Source organism: Sphingomonas sp. CCH9-F2 (genome assembly GCF_001556735.1).
GTDB lineage: Bacteria > Pseudomonadota > Alphaproteobacteria > Sphingomonadales > Sphingomonadaceae > Sphingomonas > Sphingomonas ginsenosidimutans.
The window spans coordinates 1-1,052 of sequence record NZ_LSJO01000103.1; the positions used below are offsets into that span (position 1 = coordinate 1).

The 1,052-nt window shown below is 66.8% G+C and carries 1 protein-coding gene; it reads right to left on the minus strand.

The annotated features are described in order from the left end of the window. Positions 1-258: 258 nt before the first annotated feature. Entirely contained in the window at positions 259-834 is a 576-nt protein-coding gene (gene ppa / locus AX685_RS03220) for an inorganic diphosphatase (protein WP_066485400.1), read from the minus strand. Between the last annotated feature and the right edge of the window lie 218 nt (positions 835-1,052).

The following is a 1,052-nucleotide window of genomic DNA, read 5'->3' on the forward strand; positions in this document are numbered from 1 at the left end:
GGCGTGCATCGCGGGGCTGAAACTGACCGCGGGGCATTGAGGGCGGGGCGATCGCGGCACCCGTCTTCCACCCGTCACCCCGGACGTGTTCCGGGGTCCACCGTTCCGCACGATGAAACCCTTGTGGCGCGCGCGGCACGGTGGATGCCGGAACAGGCCGGGCATGATGGAGAGGATGTAGCGGCGGCGCAGATCCAAAGGAAAAGGGCGGCGCGACCGGTGTCGCGCCGCCCCCGATCCGGTCGATCCGGGTTTCGCTCAGCGCCCCGGCACGTCGTGTTCGTGCGGTTCCTTGCCCTCGGCCTTGGCGGCTTCGTAACGGTCGATCGCTTCCAGCGTGATGCGGCGCGCTTCCTCGCGGCCGCCCCAGGTGCCGATGCGCACCCACTTCTTCTTCTCCAGGTCCTTGTAGTGGGTGAAGAAGTGCTCGATCTGCTGGAACACGATTTCCGGCAGGTCGTCCTTCTCGCCGACATTGGCGTAATAGGGGAAGGTCGAATCGACCGGCACGCAGACCAGCTTCTCGTCGCCGCCGGCCTCGTCCTCCAGGTTCAGCACCGCGATCGGGCGCGCGCGCACGACGCAACCGGGGATGAACGGCGATCGCGCGACGACCAGCGCGTCGAGCGGGTCGCCGTCGGGCGACAGCGTGTGCGGCACGAAGCCGTAGTTCGCCGGATAGCGCATCGGCGTGTGCAGGATCCGGTCGACGAACAGCGCGCCGGATGCCTTGTCGAATTCATACTTCACCGGCTCGCCGCCGGTCGGAACCTCGATCACCACGTTCAGGTCGTCCGGCGGGCTCTTGCCCACGGGAATCAGATCGATACGCATTCTCTTCCCCTATAGAGGCGTCTTGTCGGGCCGCTCGCTGTTCAGCGAGCCGCCAGAAGCCGGTCGAGTCCGCTGTCCCCGGTGCCGGTCTTCTCGAGCCGCGGGTAGCGCAAGCCCCCGTGATAGTCGAGCGCGACCGAACGATAGGAATCACCACGCTTTACGGTCAGCTGGATCGGCTCCTTCGTGCCCTTCGCGGCGGTGATCGCGGCCTTCAG